Origin of the sequence: Pandoraea sp. (assembly GCF_041919235.1) — a bacterium.
GTDB lineage: Bacteria > Pseudomonadota > Gammaproteobacteria > Burkholderiales > Burkholderiaceae > Pandoraea.
In genome coordinates this window covers 35,094-54,381 of sequence record NZ_JAYRUC010000030.1, presented here as the reverse complement: position 1 = coordinate 54,381, position 19,288 = coordinate 35,094, and the positions used below count along the sequence as shown (strand labels likewise).

At 64.5% G+C, this 19,288-nt stretch carries 17 protein-coding genes; 12 read left to right on the top strand and 5 right to left on the bottom strand.

Annotated elements, in window-relative coordinates:
• Positions 1 to 206: electron transfer flavoprotein subunit alpha/FixB family protein (locus tag ACE3UG_RS20255; RefSeq protein ID WP_374627271.1), on the top strand; the 206-nt coding region annotated here is incomplete at its 5' end.
• Between the two features lie 134 nt (positions 207 to 340).
• On the top strand, positions 341 to 1,444 hold the full coding sequence (locus ACE3UG_RS20250) for an NAD(P)/FAD-dependent oxidoreductase (RefSeq protein ID WP_374627269.1): 1,104 nt from the start codon (positions 341 to 343) through the stop codon (positions 1,442 to 1,444).
• 176 nt (positions 1,445 to 1,620) lie between these two features.
• Here ACE3UG_RS20250 and ACE3UG_RS20245 read toward each other — a convergent pair whose 3' ends face one another.
• Positions 1,621 to 2,016, bottom strand: a complete 396-nt coding sequence (locus tag ACE3UG_RS20245; RefSeq protein ID WP_374627267.1) for a transposase — start codon at positions 2,014 to 2,016, stop codon at positions 1,621 to 1,623.
• Between the two features lie 728 nt (positions 2,017 to 2,744).
• Between ACE3UG_RS20245 and ACE3UG_RS20240 the strand changes: the two genes are divergently transcribed.
• Positions 2,745 to 3,560, top strand: coding sequence for an IclR family transcriptional regulator (locus ACE3UG_RS20240; RefSeq protein WP_374627265.1), 816 nt, complete (start codon positions 2,745 to 2,747; stop codon positions 3,558 to 3,560).
• 107 nt (positions 3,561 to 3,667) lie between these two features.
• Here ACE3UG_RS20240 and ACE3UG_RS20235 read toward each other — a convergent pair whose 3' ends face one another.
• The 3 genes from ACE3UG_RS20235 to ACE3UG_RS20225 form a co-directional block, all read right to left on the bottom strand.
• Positions 3,668 to 4,678 (bottom strand): AraC family transcriptional regulator, encoded by a 1,011-nt coding sequence (locus ACE3UG_RS20235; RefSeq protein ID WP_374627263.1) that lies wholly within the window; start codon positions 4,676 to 4,678, stop codon positions 3,668 to 3,670.
• Between the two features lie 153 nt (positions 4,679 to 4,831).
• On the bottom strand, positions 4,832 to 5,599 hold the full coding sequence (locus tag ACE3UG_RS20230) for a 3-hydroxyacyl-CoA dehydrogenase (RefSeq protein ID WP_374627261.1): 768 nt from the start codon (positions 5,597 to 5,599) through the stop codon (positions 4,832 to 4,834).
• A 35-nt stretch (positions 5,600 to 5,634) separates the two neighbouring features.
• Positions 5,635 to 7,296 (bottom strand): acyl-CoA synthetase, encoded by a 1,662-nt coding sequence (locus tag ACE3UG_RS20225; protein WP_374627259.1) that lies wholly within the window; start codon positions 7,294 to 7,296, stop codon positions 5,635 to 5,637.
• 454 nt (positions 7,297 to 7,750) lie between these two features.
• Between ACE3UG_RS20225 and ACE3UG_RS20220 the strand changes: the two genes are divergently transcribed.
• Entirely contained in the window at positions 7,751 to 8,884 is a 1,134-nt protein-coding gene (locus ACE3UG_RS20220; RefSeq protein ID WP_374627257.1) for an acyl-CoA dehydrogenase family protein, read from the top strand.
• A 148-nt stretch (positions 8,885 to 9,032) separates the two neighbouring features.
• Positions 9,033 to 9,590: a YggT family protein gene (locus ACE3UG_RS20215; RefSeq protein WP_374627255.1), complete on the top strand. Its 558-nt coding sequence runs from the start codon at positions 9,033 to 9,035 to the stop codon at positions 9,588 to 9,590.
• Here ACE3UG_RS20215 and ACE3UG_RS20210 read toward each other — a convergent pair.
• The gene (locus ACE3UG_RS20210; RefSeq protein ID WP_374627253.1) at positions 9,564 to 9,962 is read right to left on the bottom strand and encodes a hypothetical protein; all 399 of its coding nucleotides are present in this window, start codon (positions 9,960 to 9,962) and stop codon (positions 9,564 to 9,566) included. The genes ACE3UG_RS20215 and ACE3UG_RS20210 overlap by 27 nt on opposite strands.
• A gap of 455 nt (positions 9,963 to 10,417) precedes the next feature.
• Here ACE3UG_RS20210 and ACE3UG_RS20205 point away from each other — a divergent pair, with 455 nt between their 5' ends.
• From ACE3UG_RS20205 to ACE3UG_RS20175, 7 genes are all read left to right on the top strand, one after another.
• On the top strand, positions 10,418 to 11,518 hold the full coding sequence (locus ACE3UG_RS20205; RefSeq protein ID WP_374627251.1) for a MurR/RpiR family transcriptional regulator: 1,101 nt from the start codon (positions 10,418 to 10,420) through the stop codon (positions 11,516 to 11,518).
• On the top strand, positions 11,515 to 12,471 hold the full coding sequence (locus tag ACE3UG_RS20200; protein WP_374627249.1) for an isoaspartyl peptidase/L-asparaginase family protein: 957 nt from the start codon (positions 11,515 to 11,517) through the stop codon (positions 12,469 to 12,471). The genes ACE3UG_RS20205 and ACE3UG_RS20200 overlap by 4 nt, the downstream gene beginning before the upstream one ends.
• 111 nt (positions 12,472 to 12,582) lie before the next feature.
• Positions 12,583 to 14,436 carry a dipeptide ABC transporter ATP-binding protein gene (locus ACE3UG_RS20195; RefSeq protein ID WP_374627276.1) on the top strand — a complete coding sequence of 618 codons (1,854 nt, stop codon included), beginning with the start codon at positions 12,583 to 12,585 and terminating at the stop codon, positions 14,434 to 14,436.
• Between the two features lie 187 nt (positions 14,437 to 14,623).
• Positions 14,624 to 16,183 carry a glutathione ABC transporter substrate-binding protein GsiB gene (gsiB, locus tag ACE3UG_RS20190; protein ID WP_374627247.1) on the top strand — a complete coding sequence of 520 codons (1,560 nt, stop codon included), beginning with the start codon at positions 14,624 to 14,626 and terminating at the stop codon, positions 16,181 to 16,183.
• Between the two features lie 99 nt (positions 16,184 to 16,282).
• Positions 16,283 to 17,203 (top strand): glutathione ABC transporter permease GsiC, encoded by a 921-nt coding sequence (gene gsiC, locus ACE3UG_RS20185; RefSeq protein ID WP_374627245.1) that lies wholly within the window; start codon positions 16,283 to 16,285, stop codon positions 17,201 to 17,203.
• Positions 17,204 to 17,213: 10 nt separating this feature from the next.
• Positions 17,214 to 18,122: a glutathione ABC transporter permease GsiD gene (gsiD, locus tag ACE3UG_RS20180; protein ID WP_374627243.1), complete on the top strand. Its 909-nt coding sequence runs from the start codon at positions 17,214 to 17,216 to the stop codon at positions 18,120 to 18,122.
• 20 nt (positions 18,123 to 18,142) lie between these two features.
• Entirely contained in the window at positions 18,143 to 19,264 is a 1,122-nt protein-coding gene (locus ACE3UG_RS20175; protein ID WP_374627241.1) for a P1 family peptidase, read from the top strand.
• The last annotated feature ends 24 nt before the right edge of the window (positions 19,265 to 19,288 follow it).

The window sequence follows — 19,288 nt, the reverse complement described above, 5'->3', positions numbered from 1 at the left end:
TGGGTCAGACGGGCAAGATCGTGGCGCCGCAGTTGTACGTTGCGGTGGGGATCTCGGGGGCGATTCAGCACCTGGCGGGGATGAAGGATTCGAAGGTGATCGTGGCGATCAACAAGGATCCGGAAGCACCGATCTTCTCGGTGGCGGACTACGGACTGGTGGGCGATCTGTTCACGGTGGTGCCGGAGTTGACGGCGGCGCTGTAAGCGGCCTGTCGTGAGGTGACGTTGCGGGCGGCGCATCAGGCGATGAGCGCCTCCCGCAGCCGATCCGCATGAGGAGACCGGCCGGCGACGGCGCGATGTCTTCATGCGAATCGGAAGGCAATCAAGGAACAGCAATGGACAAGGTCGATTGCGTCGTGATCGGCGCGGGTGTGGTGGGGTTGGCGGTTGCGCGGGCGATGGCCATGGCTGGCCGCGAAGTGGTCATTCTGGAATCCGAGCGCGCGATCGGCACCGGCACGAGTTCGCGTAACAGCGAAGTCATTCATGGCGGTATCTACTATCCTCCGGGCTCGCTGAAGGCGACGCTCTGCGTCGAAGGCAAACACCGTCTGTACGAGTTTTGCGCGTCGCACGGCGTGGCGCATCGCCGCTGCGGCAAGCTGATCGTCGCGACCACCGATCGTCAGGTGGGTGAGCTCGAAGCCATTGCCGCCAACGCGCGCGAGAGCGGTGTCGACGATCTGCAATGGCTTACGGCGGATGAAGTCGCCCAGCGCGAACCCGAATTGCACGTATCTGGTGCATTGCTGTCCCCGTCGACGGGCATTGTGGACAGCCACGGTCTGTTGCTTGCCCTGCAGGGCGATGCGCAGAGCGCGGGCGCCATGCTCGCGTTCGACGCTCGCGTCGTCGGCGCGCGCGTGGGCCATGCAGATGGCATCGAACTGGACGTCGAGACGGAAGGCGTCACGACGACGTTACTTGCCAATGTCGTCGTCAACAGTGCCGGTCTTCACGCTGTAGACATCGCACGCACGTTCGATGGGCTGGCGTCCGAACACATTCCGCCGTGCCATTACGCGAAGGGGAGCTACTTCGCGTGCGCGCAGCGCGCACCGTTTTCGCATTTGATATATCCCGTGCCGGAACCGGGCGGACTGGGCGTGCATCTGACGTTGGATCTTGCCGGGCAAGCCCGTTTCGGTCCGAACGTGGAATGGGTCGATACGATCGACTACACGGTCAATCCGGCAGACGGCGATGGTTTTTATGCGGCGGTGCGGCGCTATTGGCCGAGGCTGGCGGACGGCGCGCTGCAGCCCGGCTATGCGGGCATCCGACCGAAGATCAGCGGACCGGGCGAGGCAGCGGCCGACTTCCGCATCGATGGGCCGGCGGTGCATGGCATCGCGGGACTCGTCAATCTGTTCGGCATCGAGTCGCCGGGGCTGACGGCGTCGCTGGCCATCGCCGAGGCGGTGCGCAAAGCACTTTGATGTGACGCGCGACACGCCGGACGCGGGACGCGACCGGCGGTCGCATCTCGCGCAAGGGCGGCTATCTGGCTAACCCCGTACGTAGTACGTAGTGCTTGCCCGACGGTGCCGCGAGCGCTGCGCGGCATTCCTGTCGAACGCGAATCGTTGTGACGATGGGCCGAAGCGTGCGCCGATCAGCGAACGGCAACCGGCGGCTTCCACGAAGCCGGGTTCGTCCAGAACACACCGCGCAGGCGATCCGTGTCGCCGCAGGGCGTGCTGCGCGTCGGCTTGCTGATCTGGCCCGCGCAGGCGCTGATGTCGCGGCCCGATTGTTGCAGGCGTTTCAGAATCGTATCGAGCATGCCCGATTCGCGCCATTCATTGAGCTTGCGACGGCAAGTCGGTACGGAGGGGTATTGCATGGGCAGCTTGGACCAGCTCTCACCCGTGAACAGCACCCACAAGACAGCATTGGTCAGCGTGCGCTGCTCGACTTGAGGGCGGCCACGTCGTTCCGTACGGACCGGTCGGTCGCAAATCAGATCACGCAGGGCGTGCCATTCAACGTCGCTCAGTTCAGTAAACATAACACCTCGACCCGAAACAAACGGAGGCGCCGCAGGGGGCGAGTCCGGGCTTCACGATCTGGCGGGCCCCTGTGCCAACCGGCACCCGCTTATCAATGAAACCTCGGCCAAGGCGGCGTCGTTCCCCGATGCTGGAAATACAAGCAACAAGCATGCCAGAGCATCGAGTTCTCTCGTGAAGAACGCCGCGGGCGGGTCGAACCACACTGCGAAGGGGGCGTTTGACCAGCAAAAAAACGCCCACTTGGCAGGTGGGCGCAGCTCCTGGGTGGCTATTGGGATAGGCAATCGCAAAAGCGTCAGGAGAAAAGGAATACGTGCCTTTTGGCCAGTCCGGATCGTTTGTTGTTCTCGGTCCTGGTCAGAGTGTCTCGCTCCACATGCGCCAGCTTGTCAAGCTTGCAGGCGCAATGATGACAAAAAGCGCGAGTCGACGCGCTTCGGAATTACCCCCATTGCGGTGCATTGCCCGGGCCGAAGGCGAATCGCCCAAGATGGGTGCCCGTTTGCGCCCCGATAGGGCACTGTGACGCGAGAACGGGCGCAACCCGGCGCGGGCCAGGCGCAACCAAGTCTCGCCACATGAGAAGACGATTGGCGGCGAAGTGCGGTGCGCCGCCGTGGGCGGTGAACGAGTCCGTAGCCTATAATGTGCGCCTTCGATGAATATCGTCCATCGGCTGCGCGGAACCGCCGCACACCGGTCGGCGCCAGTGTGCGCACACGGCATGAGCAACGACAGCGATAACAAATACTCCGTCCCGGGCCTTGAGCGCGGATTGCGCATTCTCATGACGTTCTCGGCGCGCGAGCCCGTGCTGGCCGGGGCCGATCTCGCGCGGCGTCTTGGCATTCCGCGCTCGACGGTGTTTCGCCTGTTGCAGACGCTCGAAGCCGAAGGTTTCATCGAGAAGGCGGGCGACGATCGTCACTACCGGTTGGGCGTGGCGGTGCTGCGCCTCGGTTTTGAGTATCTGAATTCGCTCGAACTGACCGACATGGGCACGCCGGTCATTGAAAAGCTGCGCGATGCGACGGGCTTTTCCAGTCATATTCTGATTCTCGATCAACGCGACGCAGTGTTTGTCGCGAAGGCGGCCAGTCGCGAACTGGTGTTCGGCTCAGTGCGTGTCGGCACCCGACTGCCTGCCCACGCGACGGCCGTCGGGCACATTCTGCTCGGCGACTACTCGCTGGCATCGCTCAAGCAGCTTTACCCGGAACGCAAGCTCGAAGCCTACACGGTGCACACCCCGACGACCGTCGACGCGTTGTACCGCGTGGTGCAGGAAGATATCGCCCGCGGGTACAGCATGAGTCAGGCGTTCTTCGAGCAGAACATTTCGACGATCGCCGCGCCCGTGCGTAATCATCGCGCTCAGATCGCGGCAGTGATCAGCGTGACGATTCCTCAGGCCCGCGTGGAAGCCGATCTGCTCGAGAGCGGCATCGTCGAGAAGGTCGTGTCCGCCGCCGACGAACTCTCGCACAAGCTGAATTACCGCGCGGCGCCTGCGGGCACGGTGCCGATGGCGCCCCGGTAAAGTGCGTGGGGCGTGGGTGACGCCGTAGCGACGGCGAACGCGGCGAGGCGGACGAAAGCCACTGCGTCGGTGCGAGAGCGCGTTCGGGCCGACCCGCCAAGCGTGCGTCAAGCCTCCACGGCCTGACGCCGGTAATCGCCGGGGCGCGCGCCGGTCCACTTACGGAATGCGCGAAAGAACGCGCTCGGATCGGCAAAGCCCAGCGACAAGGCAATTTCCAGCATCGGCTTGGACGTGTGGCACAGCGCGTGAATCGCGAGATCGCGCCGCAACTGGTCCTTGATCGACTGATATGACTGGCCTTCTTCCTCGAGCCGCCGGCGCAATGTCGACGGCGTGGTGTGAAATTCACCTGCCAGCGCTTCGAAGGCCGGCCAGCCATCGGTCGGCATCGTCTTCAGACGTCGCCTGACCCGTGCGACCATGCCCTTCGTGTTCTTGTACTTGAGAATGATGTTGCCCGGGGCGGCGCGCAAGAACTCCTTTACGGACACGTCGTTCTGCACCACCGGCAAGTCCAGACACGTCGCATCGAACTCGATCGCCGTGTGTGGCGCATCGAAAATCAGGCGCGGGGCATACATCGTTCGATACTCGTCGCTGTAGACCGGTTCGGAAAACGCAAAATAGGCCGTGCTCAACGGTACGCGCCGCGCGATCAGCCAGCAGGTGAGCGCGTAGAAGAGAATCAGCAGCGTTTCGTGTCCGAAGATGCGGGGTGCGCGCGCGTCTGCACGCTCGTGCACCTCGAGCCGGGCATGCGTGCCGTCTCGAACCAGATGCATTTCCAGATCGTCGAGCAACAGTCCCATGAAGCGCGCTGCGCGTTGCAGCGCCTGCTCCAGCGTGCGGCAGGTGACGACACTGTGGCACAGCATCGCGAAGCTGCCGACTTTCATGCGGCGTGAATCCTGCCCGAAGAATTCGTCGTCGAGCGCGAGACTGATCAACTGCCACAGGTGCGCGTATCGGTCGGCCGACACGCGGGCGTGCGCATGCGCGAGCAGCGATGGCGCAATATCGGCGGCACGCAGCAAGGCGAGCGGATCGCCGCCGAGCCGCTCGACATGGGCCAATGCGTTGATAACGAAATGTATCGAGATGCTGCCTTTTTCCATGCGTCGCAAAACGGAACGTCGTAGCAGGGGACGCACGAATTCTAGCAGTGCGGCCCCTGTCGACGCTTCCGGTGCCGTCCGAAAACCGGTTCGGCCCTGTCCGATTGTTGTCCGGTTTTGCGTTCGGCGTTGGACGTCGATGCGTGCAAAGGCTTACTTGGGCGCCATGCGCAACGCGCCGTCGAGGCGAATCACTTCGCCGTTGAGCATGACGTTCTCGACGATGTGACGTACCAGCGCGGCATATTCCGAAGGACGTCCGAGGCGCGGCGGGAACGGCACCGACGCGCCCAGCGCTGCCTGCACCTCGGGCGTCATGCCGGCCATCATCGGCGTTTCGAAGATGCCGGGAGCAATCGTCACAACGCGTACGCCAACGCGCGCCAACTCGCGCGCGGCCGGTAGTGTGAGGGCGGCGACACCGCCCTTCGAGGCAGCATAGGCGGCCTGGCCGATTTGTCCGTCGAAAGCGGCGACCGATGCCGTGTTGACGACCACGCCGCGCTCACCCTCGGCGTCGGCGGGGCCTTCGGCCATCGCCGAGGCGGCGATGCGCAGCACGTTGAACGTGCCGATCAGATTCACATTGACGATGCGCGCGAAGCTATCGAGCCGATGCGGGCCTTGCTTGCCCAGAATACGTTCCCCGATGACGAGCCCGGCGCAATTGACCACGCCGTTCAGACCGCCGAATTCGCTTCTCGCCGTATCGACCAGGCGCTGCACATCGTCCTCGCGCGTGATATCGGTCGTGACGAAGCGAGCGGCGTTACCGAACGCGGCGACCTGTTTGGCGCCTGCGTCGGCGTTGATGTCGCCGAGCACGACCTTGGCGCCCGCGTCGACAAACATGCGTGCCGTTGCTGCGCCGAGACCCGACGATGCACCGGTAACGAGAAAGACACGATCCTTGATCTGCATGGGTTGAGATTCCTCGAAGAGATGCGAGATGGCGCTCAGGCTGCGCCGGCCGACGCTTGCGCGGCCTTGGCGATTTCCTGATTGCGCAAGATGAACCGCTGGAGCTTGCCGCTTGGTGTCTTGGGCAGTTCCGTGACGAATTCGATTTCACGCGGATAGGCGTGCGTGGAAAGGCGATGGCGCACGTGTTCCTGCAGCTCGTGCGCGAGTGCGTCCGTCGGTGCGAACTGCGGATGCAACACGACGAACGCCTTGACCAGCTCGGTGCGCGCCGGATCGGGCTTGCCGACCACGGCCGTCTCGACCACCGAAGGATGCTCGATCAGCGCGCTCTCGACATCGAACGGCCCAATGCGATACCCGGCCGACGTAATGACGTCGTCGTTGCGTCCGACAAAGCTGATGCTGCCGTCCGCATTGCGCTCGACGGTGTCGCCGGAGAGGTAGTAGTCGCCGACGAACGCAGGCGTCTCGCGCGACCAGTACCCACTGAACCACATGAGCGGCGATTGCTTGCGATCGAGGGCGAGAACCCCCGGCTGGCCGACCGGGCACTCGCGCCCGTCGTCATCGAGGACGGCCACACGATGGCCCGGCGAGGCGAAACCGGCGGTCCCCGCCTGCACGGGATGGGCGAGCGCGTGGTGGTTGCAGACGACCATGCCGAGTTCCGTCTGCCCATAATGGTCGTGAATGGTCACGCCGAGGTGTTCTGCGAACCAGCGGATGACTTCGGGATTGAGCGGCTCACCGGCACTGGACACGGCACGCAGTTGTCCTTTCAGCGGCGCGGCCGCCTTGTCGCCCCCCGCGATCAGCAGACGGAAGGCAGTCGGTGAGCCGGCCAGATTCGTCACGCCCAGTTTCTGGACGATCCGATACGTGCTTTCGACGTTGAACGGACCGTCGTAAAAGGTGGTGGGGATGCCCATCGCGAGCGGACCGGTCACGGCGTAGTAAAGGCCATAGGCCCACCCGGGATCGGCAATGTTCCAGAAGGTATCGGTCGGTCGCAGATCGACGGCGTCGCGCATGTAACCCACGAACGCCATGATGGCGCGCAATGGCACCATGACCGGCTTTGCGGAGCCGGTGGTGCCCGACGTAAACATCATCAGAAACGGATCGTCGCCACGCCGCAGCACGGGCGCGAAGTCGGGGGTCTGTTGCTCGACCTCGTGCCAGAAGCTGAAGTCGCCCCGCCGTACGCCTTGGCCGCGCGGCCCGCTGACGACGGCGACAGGAGGGCAGTCGGCCACGTCGTCGAGCTTTGCACGATTCGCGCCATCGGTTACCACGAGCTTGCTCTGCGCGGTGTGCAACCGGTGTTCGATCGCCTTCGGCCCGAACGCCGTGAAGAGCGGCTGATACACCGCGCCCGCGCGCCAGGTGCCGAGAATCGTCACAAGCAACTCAGGCGTTCTCGGCAGCAGCCCGCTCACGCGGTCGCCAGACTGCACGCCCTGTTCGCGAAGGAAGTTGGCAAAGCGCGCGGAGAGCGCCTGCAATTGCCGGAACGTCCACGTCTGGCTCGTGCCGTCCTTGCTCTCCCAGAACAGGGCGATGCGCCCCGGCAGCGCGTGGCGGTCGCAACACTCGATGCATGCGTTCATGCCGTCGAGATGGCCGGCCAGCGTGGCGCGCACGGTGGCGTCGAGGTCGAATGCGCGGTAGGCGTCGGTGTAGTCCGCAATCATGGGTCGTCTCCTGTAGTCGGATGCCAGCCGACAACCGCGCGCCCATGAGGGAAGGGCGCGCTCGCGCATGGCAGACCAGCCCTGGCGCCGTCTGGATGGGGACGCGGCGCTCATGGGGCAATGGCGAAATTCATCCTAATGCGTGGCGTCGGCCATAGGCAATGCCCAAACGGGTCAGAGTTTGTGAGGGATTTATCCACTCCGGCGGTGGGGACTTGGGCGGTGTTCGGTCTGCCGCCCAAACAATACGACTCGGGAACCTGCGCCGCGATCAGGGTTTGTCCGAAGGGTTTGTCCGAGGCTGGCTTCGTACCTTTCCGATGGCAATTCCGCTCATGCAATCTGCCGTTTTTGGCTATGGTGCCAATGCGGCGCGATCCCTACACTGGGAGTATCGACAGCGTACGAGCGTCGGCGGTCCATTCGGACAACGTGACGGCGCAGGAGACAGCACATGGATTTCTATACCGAAGACCAACGCATGATTCGCGACATGGCGCGCACGTTTGCCAGCGAGCAGCTCGCGCCCAATGCCGCGCAGTGGGATCGAGACTGCGCATTGCCCGACGCGATGGTGGCGCAGATGGGCGAACTCGGTCTGCTCGGGATGATGGTGCCCGAGGCCTACGGCGGGTCGTACACCGATTACACGGCTTACGCGCTGGCGATGGAGGAGATTGCAGTCGGGTGCGCATCGACGGCCACGATGATGTCCGTCCACAACTCCGTGGGCTGCGTGCCGATTTTGAAATATGGCACCGAAGCGCAGCGCGCGCGCTGGCTACCGGATCTGGCGGCGGGCCGGAAGATCGGGGCGTTCTGCCTGACCGAGCCTCAAGCCGGATCGGAGGCCAATAATTTGCGAACGCGCGCGGAGCGTCGCGGCGACAAGTGGGTACTCAACGGCAGCAAACAGTTCGTGACGAACGGCAAGCGCGCGGCGGTCGCCATCGTGTTTGCCGTGACGGACCCGGCCGCCGGAAAGCGCGGTATTTCGGCGTTCATCGTGCCGACGCATACCCCGGGGTTTGAAGTCGGGCGCCCCGAACACAAGCTCGGAATTCGGGCGTCGGACACTTGCCCGATCACACTGGTCGACTGTGAAGTCGGCGACGATGCGCTGCTTGGCGAACCGGGACAGGGGTTGAAGATTGCGCTGTCCAATCTTGAAGGCGGACGCATCGGCATTGCCGCGCTCGCACTCGGTGTGGCGCGTGCGGCGTTCGAAGCCGCCCTGCAATACGCGAGCGAGCGGCAGCAGTTCGGCAAGCCGATCCGGGAGCATCAGAGCATCGCGAACATGTTGGCCGACATGACCACGCGTATCAATGCCGCGAGATTCCTGATTCTCCACGCGGCGGCGCTACGCACGCAGGGATTGCCGTGTCTGTCCGAAGCGTCGCAGGCCAAGCTCTTCGCGTCGGAGCTTGCCGAATCGGTGTGCTCGGACGCCATCCAGATTCATGGCGGCTACGGTTATCTGGAGGACTATCCGGTGGAGCGTTACTACCGCGATGCCCGCATCACGCAGATTTATGAGGGCACCAGCGAGATTCAGCGTCAGGTCATTGCGCGCGCGTTGGATTGAGTGCGCAGTCGCAATCTGCGCGAGCGACATCCTGATGCGGTGCCACGCGGTGCACATCCATTGAAAGCGTTGGGGGATGGTTGATCTCGGGCAACCGCATGCGACAATGCGGGCTTTGCGGGGGACCGCACAACCCGTTGGAGTCCAGATGCTCGTCGATATCGCCCGTCTATTATTAGACCTCGTCTTCTCGCTGTTCGGCGCCCTGTTGCTGTTGCGCGTATGGATGCAGGCTACGCAGTTACCTCCGCGCAACCCACTCTCGCAGGGGGTGTTCCAGTTCACCAACTGGATCGTGTTGCCGCTGCGGCGTGTCGTGCCGGGTGTCGGCGGGGTCGACTGGGCCTGCGTGATCGGCGCGTGGCTGTGCGCCATCGTCTATCTGGTACTGATCACTGCCGTCGTGGGGGTATCGCCGGTCACGGTGTTCCCGCGTGGCTTGCTGGTCGCGCTGGTGCTGGTGGCCAAGTGGGGCGCCAACCTGGTGATGTGGCTGACGTTGCTGATGGCGGTGCTGTCGTGGGTCAATCCGCGCGCGGCCGCTGCGCCGATTCTTCAGCACTTGCTCGACCCGCTGCTGCGCCCGATCCGTCGCGTCATTCCGATGGTCGGCGGCTTCGATCTTTCGCCGCTGGCGCTATTCCTGCTGATGCAGATCCTGGTGATCGTGCTCGCGCGCTTAAACCTGTTCTTCGCGATGCTGTGATGCGTCGGCAGGCAGCGCCGCTGCCTGCTCCAATTCAAACGTCTCATGGGCCTCGCCCGCCGGTGACGCCGTCCTGGCGGGGCGGTCGCTGAGGGCATGCGCCACCACGGGCGCCGCGCGCTGCGAGGTTGCCATCGCCAGCCGCGGCGTCTCCATACGTTCGCCAACCGGGCGCGCCAACCCCAGACGGCGCAACACCCGGCGACCATCCTCGGTCACGATCACCTTGGCTTGTCCCTCGGCGACATCCAGATGCACCAGGCGCGCTTGTTCCAGCGCAGCGAGATCTGGCGGCTCGAGCGCGTCGGCATCGATGGGGCCAAGGGATGCGGCCGCAAGCAACAGCGTGGCGATTTCATGCGGACTCAGCATGGTCATGCTCCTTGAGGCGAATTCTTCACGTCAGCGTACAGGGCAGATGTAAGCCCACGACTACGCCATATTTACTGCCCGTTACAGCGAATACACCCGATATCGCCAATACGCGGCCGATCAAGCCTTCTCAGGTAGTTCTGCAACGGCCTTGCCATGGGCGCGCCCCGGCCCCGGGCTCGACCCTTCACGCCGATTAAAAAAACTACCGCGCGGTGGCACCGTACGCCTCACTTCGGATCGCAAACCGTCCGGCAAGTTCGTTCATTCGGGTTTCCCCTAGTATGCCCGGGTTGTACGTCTTTTGCGTGGCCTCCCTCCTTGTTTTGACAGGGTTTGCGCCGCATCAGTGGGGAGCACACCGGCGTTCCGACGGCATTTGAACTATTTTTTTTCTTTTGACGGGGTGCCGATGAAAATATACTTTCTTTCACTCCAATGGATTGCCCGACCCCATGATTGACGCCGACTCGATGCCCGCCGATCTACCGCTCACCGAGCGCATCGTGCGTACCATGCCCGATCTGACGCCCGCGCAACAGCGCATGGCGGCGTTCGTGCTCGATAACACGTTTCGTGCGGCGACCATGCGAATCGACGAATTTGCCGACGCCGTCGGCGTGTCGCTGGCCACGGTCAATCGTTTCGCGCGTGCCCTCGGCTTCGACGGCTATCCGCAATGCCGGGCGGCGATGGTGCGCGGATTCGAGGCGACGCTGGCACCGATCGAGAGCCTGCGCACGAGCAAAGCGCAGGCGAGCGCCAGCGCCGATGTGATGGCGGCTTCGCTGGCGCAGGCAGCCGAGAATCTGGACTGGTCGCGTCGTGCCCTCGATGCAGGGACGTGCGAGCGTGCGGTCGACGCGATTCTGCAGGCGCGGCGCGTCTATGTCCTGGGGCTGGGGGCGAGCGGTTACCTCGCCGGCCTGCTGCATCATGGCCTCGATCCTTATTGCGAAAACGTGCAGGCCGTGGTCGGGGCGGGCGGGTCGACGCATGCGGCTCGTCAACTCTTCAAATTGCGCGAGGGCGATCTGGTGATCGCGCTCGCCTTCCCGAGATACGTGTCGGACACCATCACCCTGTGTCGTCGCCTGCGTGGGCGCGGCGTCCCCGTGATCGTGTTGACGGACAGCCCGACATCTCCGCTGGCGCCGCTGGGCGACATCGTGATTTTCGTGCGCAGCAAGCCGCGTCTGTCGAGCAATTCCGAAGCGAGCGTGCTGGCGATGATCGACGCGCTGTGCGACGCCGTCGCTCAGCGCGCCAAACACGCCGTGGACCGCGCGACCGAACTCACCGATTTCCTGCTGCCGTGGCTCGATTCGGCGTCGCTGGCCTCGGCGGCAACGGCAAGTGCCCCGGCCAACGCTCCGGCGGGCGCGGCCGTGCGCCGCGTCGTTGCACCGCAGCGCACGTCTGCCACCAACGCCAGCAACGCCAGCAACACCACGGCGACGGTCGCCACGCACGGTGTGCCGAACCCGGACCCGGCTCCATACGCCCCGCCCCGCAGCACGCAGGGCCGTCAGAACAGAAAGGACAAAGCATCATGAGTCACGCCCAACGCGCGGTCATCGCGATTCACGGCGGCGCCGGAACGATCGCCCGGGAGACCTCGCCGGAAGAACTCGAGGCCTATCACGAGGCGTTGGCCGACGTATTGCGCGCGGGCCAGGCGGTGCTCGCCGCAGGCGGTTCGGCCCTCGATGCCGTGACCGAGGCCGTGCGCCGACTTGAAGATTGTCCGCGTTTCAATGCGGGACGCGGTGCCGTGTTTACCCACGAAGGCACGCACGAATTCGACGCCGCCATCATGGACGGCGCCACGCTCGACGCGGGCGCAATCGCCTGTGTCCACCGATTGCGCAACCCGATCCTGGCCGCACGCGCGGTGCTCGAACATAGCCCGCACGTGCTGCTCGTGGGCGAGGGCGCGGAAGCCTTCGCTGCCGCCAACGGGGCCGAGATGGTGGAACCGGAATACTTTTTCACCGAAACCCGCTACGCCCAATGGCAACGTGCGCTGGCCAATGCAGCGGTATCGCTCGACCACGATATGCCGCTCAAGCACGAGCCTATCGATCCGGACACCAAGCTCGGGACGGTCGGCGCCGTGGCATGCGATATGCACGGTCACGTTGCGGCCGCGACGTCCACCGGCGGGATGACGAACAAGGCGGTGGGCCGCGTGGGCGACACGCCGCTCATCGGTGCCGGTTGCTACGCGAACGACGCCACGGCGGCCGTCTCGGCAACGGGCACGGGCGAGGCATTCATTCGTGCGGTGGCGTGTTACGACGTGGGGGCCCTGATGGCTTACGCGGGCCTGTCGCTCGCCGATGCCGCCGAGCGCGTGGTTCGTGAGCGTCTGCCCAGTGTCCAGGGGCGTGGCGGGCTGATTGCGGTGGACGCGCAAGGCAATGTCGCGCTGCCCTTCAATACCGAGGGCATGTATCGCGGCGTCGCCCGCGTTGGCGAGATGCCCGTGACGGCGATTCACGACTGACGTCCAAGAACAAGGCCGGACCGGCGACGGTGCGGCCCCGGTACCCGATACAGCAGGTGAAGCTTAGCGAGGACAGGCGTGGCAGAGCGCAAGACAACCCCTACGATTTCGTTGCCCGATGAGCGCGTGCTCGACGTGCGCGGCCTGACCGTGCAGTTCGCGACGTCCGAGCGCATGGTCACGGCGGTGCACGACTTGTCGTTCCATGTCGACCGTGGCGAGACGCTCGCCATTGTGGGCGAATCGGGCTCCGGCAAGTCGGTGACATCGCTGGCTGCCATGCGCCTCGTCGAGAACGGCGGCGGACGCCTCACCGAGGGCACGATGGTCATGCGCCGCCGCAACGGCACGCTCGTCGACCTCAGGCGCGCCAGCGGCAGCACCATGCGCAGCATTCGCGGCGCGGACATGGCGATGATCTTTCAGGAGCCGATGACCTCGCTCAATCCGGTGTTCCCGGTGGGCGAGCAGATCGCGGAATCCATTCGCCTGCACCAGGGCAAGGACGCCGCCGCCGCACGCGCCGAAGCCCTGCGCATGCTCGAGCTCGTGCGCATTCCCGAAGCACGCCGTGTGCTCGGGCGTTTCCCGCATCAACTCTCGGGAGGCATGCGTCAGCGCGTCATGATCGCCATGGCGCTCTCGTGCAAGCCGGGCCTGCTGATTGCCGACGAGCCGACGACCGCGCTCGATGTGACGATTCAGGCGCAGATCCTGCAATTGATTCGCGCGTTGCAGGACGAGATGCACATGGGCGTGGTGTTCATCACGCACGACATGGGGGTGGTGGCGGAGGTGGCCGACCGTGTGCTCGTCATGCATCGCGGCGACAAGGTCGAAGAGGGCTCGTCAAGCGAGATTTTTTCGGCGCCGCGCGAGCGCTATACGCAGGCGCTGCTCTCTGCCGTGCCGCGCCTGGGTTCGATGCAGGGCACCGACCTGCCTGCGCGTTTTCCGCTGCTGCGCTACGACGCACCGGCCGACGCCAGGCCCGCTGAAGAAACGCCGCAGCCGGCCGTCAAGACCGAAGGCGGACCGATTCTGCGCGTGAAGGATCTCGTTGCGCGCTTCGATGTGCCGTCGGGGTTGTTCGGCCGCGTCAAGCAGCGTGTGCACGCCGTCGAGCGGGTGAGCTTCGACCTGTATCCGGGCGAGACGCTGGGACTCGTGGGCGAGTCCGGATGCGGCAAGTCGACCACTGGCCGTGCGCTGCTGCGTCTGGTGGCCAGCCAGGGCGGGTCGATCGAATTCGACGGCAAGCCGATTCACGACCTCGCCGGGCGCGCCCTGCAGACGCTGCGCCGCGACATCCAGTTCATCTTTCAGGACCCGTTCGCCTCGCTCGATCCGCGTCTGACGGTCGGCTTCTCGATCATGGAGCCGCTGCTCGTGCACGGCGTGGCCCGAGGGGCAGAGGCCGAGAAGCGCGTGGCCGAGCTGCTCGATCGGGTCGGGCTGCCGGCAGATTACGCGCAACGCTATCCGCACGAGTTCTCGGGCGGACAGCGTCAACGTATCGCGATTGCGCGGGCGCTGGCCCTCAAGCCGAAGGTCGTGATCGCCGACGAATCCGTCTCGGCCCTCGACGTCTCCGTGCAGGCGCAGATCATCAACCTGATGCTCGACCTGCAGAAGGAGTTCGGCATCGCGTTCCTGTTCATCTCGCACGACATGGCGGTCGTCGAGCGCATCAGTCATCGGGTAGCGGTGATGTATCTCGGCCAGATCGTCGAGATCGGCCCGCGCCGCGCCATTTTCGAGAACCCGCAACACCCATACACGAAGAAGCTGATGTCGGCGGTGCCGATTGCCGATCCGGCGCGCCGCCATGCCAAGCGTGAATTGTCGACGGAGGAGATTCCGAGTCCGATTCGCGCGGTCGGTGATGAGCCGCAGGTGCAGCCGCTGGTGGAGGTCGCTGCGGGGCACTTCGTGGCGCGCCACCGCGTGGCAGGCGTGTATTGATTGGGAGGAGACGGCGCGCCCTGATGTGAGTGCGCCGGCCGCCCGCATGTTTTTCCCCGGGGGGATGATCCCCGGTAGCTCAGGCAGTACCCCGTTGCAGCTCTCGTTGTAGCCACAATGCCCGCCAAGGGACGCAGTCGAACGACTCGCTCGCGGCGACCCCGTCAGAACAGAAGGAGAAAGACAGATGTCGAAAAAAGCTTTGTTGGGCGCTCGGTGGAAAACCGCGATTGCGTCCGTCGCTGTGGCTTCCGCCGTGCTCGGTGCGGCCCCGGCGTTTGCCGCCAAGGATGTCGTGATGGCCGTGCAGTCGACCTTCACGACGATGGATCCGTACGATGCCAACGATACGCTGTCGCAGGCCGTCGCCAAGTCGTTCTATGAGGGCATGTTCGGTTTCGACAAGGACATGAAACTCATCAACGTGCTGGCCGATAGCTATACGGTCTCGCCGGACGGCCTGGTCTACACGATCAAGCTCAAGACGGGCGTGAAGTTCCAGGACGGCACGCCCTTCGACGCCGCCGCCGTCAAGGCGAACTTCGACCGCGTGACCAACCCCGAGAACAAGCTCAAGCGTTACAACCTGTACAAGGAAATCGCCAAGACGGAAGTGGTCGATCCGCACACGGTGAAGTTCACGCTCAAGGAGCCGTTCTCGCCGTTCATCAACACGCTGGCCCACCCGTCGGCCGTGATCATCTCGCCCGCGGCGCTCAAGAAGTACGGCAAGGACATCGCCTCGCACCCGGTCGGCACCGGCCCGTTCGAGTTCGTCGAATGGAACCGCACCGATTACGTGAAGGTGAAGAAGTTCGACGGCTACTGGAAGAAGGGCTATCCGAAGGTCGACACGATCACCTTCAAGCCGGTGGTCGACAACAACACGCGCGCCGCGGTCATGGAGACCGGCGAAGCGGGCTTCGCATTCCCGGTGCCGTATGAGCAGGCCGACACGCTCAAGAAGAGCGGCAAGGTCGACATCATTGCCGGCCCGTCGATCATCCAGCGCTACATCAGCTTCAATACGCGGCAGAAGCCGTTCGACGACGTGCGTGTGCGTCAGGCGATCAACTACGCCATCAATAAGGAAGCGCTGGTGAAGGTGGCCTTCTCCGGCTACGCGACGCCGGCCGAAGGCGTGGTGCCGAACGGCGTGGATTACGCCGCAAAGACCGGCCCGTGGCCGTACAACCCGGCCAAGGCGAAGGAACTGCTCAAGGAAGCCGGTTATCCGAACGGCTTCGAGACCACGCTGTGGTCGGCTTACACCTTCACGACCGCCCAGAAGGTGATCCAGTTCGTGCAGCAGCAACTGGCGCAGGTCGGCATCAAGGCGCAGGTGCGCGCGCTCGAAGCCGGTCAGCGTGTCGATCTGGTGGAGTCGGCGCCGGACCCCGACAAGGCCCCGGTGCGCATGTACTACGTTGGCTGGTCGTCGTCGACGGGTGAAGCCGATTGGGCGCTGCGCCCGCTGCTGGCCTCCGAGTCGTTCCCGCCGAAGCTGTTCAACACGGCGTACTACAAGAACGACGCGGTGGACGCCGATTTCACCAAGGCGCTGCTCACGACCGATCGCGCTGAAAAGGCCAAGCTCTACACGGATGCCCAGAAGAAAATCTGGAACGACGCACCGTGGGCGTTCCTGGTGACGGAAAAGCTGCTGTATGCACGCAACAAGAACCTGTCGGGCGTGTACACGATGCCTGACGGCTCGTTCAACTTCACCGATATTTCGATGAAGTAAGCGCGCCTCGCACAAGTGTGAAGTTCCCGCGCCGCCGCATCGGCTGGCGGCGCGGCTTACCGCAAGACATGGTTCGGCAAGACGTTCGGCAAGACTGCGATGCTCAATTATTTTCTCAAACGCCTGTTCGGCCTGTTCCCTACGCTGCTGATCGTGGCAGTGCTGGTGTTCGGCTTCGTGCACATGTTGCCGGGCGATCCGGCGCGACTGGCTGCCGGTCCGCAGGCGGACGAAGCGACCGTGGCGCTGGTGCGCCAGGACCTCGGCCTCGACAAGCCGTTGCTCACGCAGTTCACGAATTTCGTCACGCACGCGGTGCGGGGCGACTTTGGCCTGTCGATGCGCAGCAAGCAACCGGTCTCGGAGGAGATCGGCAGCCGCTTCATGCCGACGCTGTGGCTCACGCTGGTGAGCATGATCTGGTCGGTGATCATCGGCATGGGCCTCGGTGTGGCTTCGGCCGTGTGGCGCAATCGCTGGCCCGACCGGTTGGGCATGACGTTCGCGGTCTCGGGCATTTCGTTTCCGGCATTCGCGCTGGGCATGTTGCTGATGCAGGTTTTCTCGGTGCAGCTCGGCTGGTTGCCTACCATCGGCGCCGATTCGTGGAAGAGCTACATTTTGCCTTCGATCACGCTCGGCGCGGCAGTGGCGGCCGTGATGGCGCGCTTCACCCGCTCGGCGTTCGTCGACGTGTTGCATGAAGACTTCGTGCGTACGGCGCGCGCGAAGGGACTCAACGAAATGCGCGTGGTCTTCAAGCACGCGCTGCGCAATGCCATGATTCCCGTCGTCACGATGATGGGTTTGCAGTTCGGCTTCCTGCTCGGCGGCTCGATCGTCGTCGAGGTGGTCTTCAACTGGCCGGGCCTGGGACGTCTGCTGATCGATTCGGTCGAGATGCGCGATTACCCGGTGATTCAGGCGCTGGTGCTGCTGTTCTCGCTTGAGTTCATTCTGATCAACCTCGTGGTCGACGTGCTGTACGCCGTCATCAACCCGACCATTCGCTACAAGTGAGGCACGCCCCATGAACGCGGGTCAATCGACTACTGCCGTCAACACCGCCGGGTCCGCCACGCCGTCGCGCGTGCGCACGCCGTGGCGTGAATTCTGGCGCAAATTCAAGAAGCAGCACATCGCCCTGGTCGCCGGGGCGTTCGTGCTGACGCTGGTCATCGTTGCGATCCTGGCACCGCACCTCGTGCCGTTCGATCCGGAGAACTACTTCGACTACGACGCCCTGAACGCCGGGCCGTCGGCAACGCATTGGTTCGGCGTCGATTCGCTGGGACGCGATATCTTCAGCCGCGTGCTGGCGGGCACGCGCATTTCGCTGGCCGCCGGCTTCGGCTCGGTCGCGCTGGGCGCGGTGATCGGCACCGTGCTCGGGCTGCTCGCGGGCTATTACGAAGGTTGGTGGGATCGCATCGTCATGCGCATCTCCGACGTGCTCTTCGCTTTCCCCGGCATTTTGCTCGCCATCGGCGTGGTGGCGGTGCTGGGTAACGGCATGATCAACGTGATCGTCGCCGTCGCCATCTTCTCGATCCCGGCGTTTGCGCGGCTCGTGCGCGGCAACACGCTGGTGCTCAAGCACCTGACGTACATCGAAGCGGCCCGCTCGATCGGCGCGTCGGACTGGACGATCATCGTGCGCCACATTCTGCCGGGCACGGTGTCGTCCATCGTCGTGTATTTCTCGATGCGTATCGGCACGTCGATCATTACCGCCGCGAGCCTGTCGTTTCTCGGTCTGGGTGCCCAGCCCCCCACGCCGGAGTGGGGCGCGATGCTCAACGAAGCCCGTGCGGACATGGTCAACGCCCCGCACATCGCCATCTTCCCGAGTCTGGCCATTTTCCTGACCGTACTCGCATTCAACCTGCTGGGCGACGGCCTGCGCGACGCGCTCGATCCGAAGCTCGACCGTCATTGACATCCGCGCAGGAGCGCAACATGACGCCCTCGCCGAACCTTCGCGAAGCCTTGTTCGGTGCGCCCTATGTGGGGCTTCTGCCCGCCGGGCCGCACCACACGATCGCGGACGTGCCGGGCGTCTATGTCGGCCACGTCACGCTTGCGCACGGCCCGGTCCAGACAGGCGTGACGGTGGTGTGCCCGACGCCCGCCGACGCGGGCGTCGCGTCGATGCCCCGCACGGCCCCCGAGACTGGCTGGGACCCGTTCAGGGCCAAGATTCCGGCGGCCACAGCCGTGATCAACGGTTTTGGCAAGAGCGTGGGTTTGATGCAGATCGACGAACTTGGCGTGCTCGAGGCGCCGGTGGCGCTCACCAATACGTTCTCCGTGAGTCATGTGGTGCTCGGGCAGTTGCATGCGGCCATCGCAATGAATCCGGAGATCGGACGTGGCGGCCCGTCGCTCAATCCGACCGTGCTCGAATGCAACGACGGCTATCTCAACGACATGCAAGCGTTTGCCGTGACCGAGGCCCATTACGCGCAGGCGCTGGCGAATGCGTCGTCCGAGGTTGCGCAGGGGGCGGTCGGGGCGGGACGCGGCATGTCGAGCTTCGGCCTCAAGGGCGGTATTGGCTCTGCGTCGCGCGTGGTCGAGACGGCGGGCGCGGCGTACACCGTCGGCGTGCTCGTGCTGTCGAACTTCGGCCGCCCGTCGCAACTGACGATTGCCGGGCGCCACGTCGGGCCGGTGCTCGACGCACGTCTCGCGCAGCCCGAGCAAAGCGCGGCGCCCGAGCGCGGCTCCATCATCATGCTGGTGGCCACCGATGCGCCGCTCGACGCGCGCCAGTTGCGTCGTGTCGCCACGCGCACCGGTGCCGGGCTGGCGCGCACGGGGTCCGTGTACGGCCACGGCAGCGGCGACATCGCACTCGCATTCACCACGGGCTATACCATCGCGCATGATGCGAGCGGGCGCGTTGCCCCTGCCGCGCTCGTGCCGGACCCTTTGCTCGATCCGATTTTTCAAGCCACGGCGGACGCCACGGAACAGGCGATCCTGCACGCGCTCTTTGCGTCCGAGTCGGTGTTGGGGCGCGACGCGCATGTACGGCGCGCGCTGGCCGACGTGTTGCCCGACTGGGCTGCGCTGTGAGTCTTTCATGAGATTGCCGACATC